Below are 290 nucleotides of genomic sequence, written 5' to 3'. Positions count from 1 at the left end.
ACTACGGCCGCACCGTTCAGTCGTCTGTGAACTTGCGAAGCAGGCGGTTCAGCTCGGCAAACTCCGCCTTGGTGAATTTGCGCAGGCGGGCGTTCAACACATGCGGCGCGACTTCCGGAATCTGCGCCGCCGTTGCTTGCCCCTTTGCCGTGAGGTGCAGATTGACCACGCGGCGGTCGTCTGCGTCGCGCGAACGCTCCAGCAGACCCTTGGTTTCCAGCTTGTCCAGCATGCGCGTCATGAGGCCCGTATCGATACCGAGCAGTTTCGACAGTTCGAACGGCGTGGTC

At 62.1% G+C, this 290-nt stretch carries 1 protein-coding gene; it reads right to left on the bottom strand.

Features of this window, described 5'->3' with window-relative positions; translation table 11 throughout:
- Nucleotides 1-16: 16 nt before the first annotated feature.
- The coding region (locus U5A52_RS43220; protein WP_321940539.1) for a MarR family winged helix-turn-helix transcriptional regulator at nt 17-290 on the bottom strand (274 nt) is incomplete at its 5' end.

It is taken from the genome of Paraburkholderia sp. J8-2, from assembly GCF_905220195.1.
Lineage (GTDB): Bacteria > Pseudomonadota > Gammaproteobacteria > Burkholderiales > Burkholderiaceae > Paraburkholderia.
Note: the sequence above shows the minus strand (reverse complement) of the source record. Positions and strands in the feature narration are given on the sequence as shown.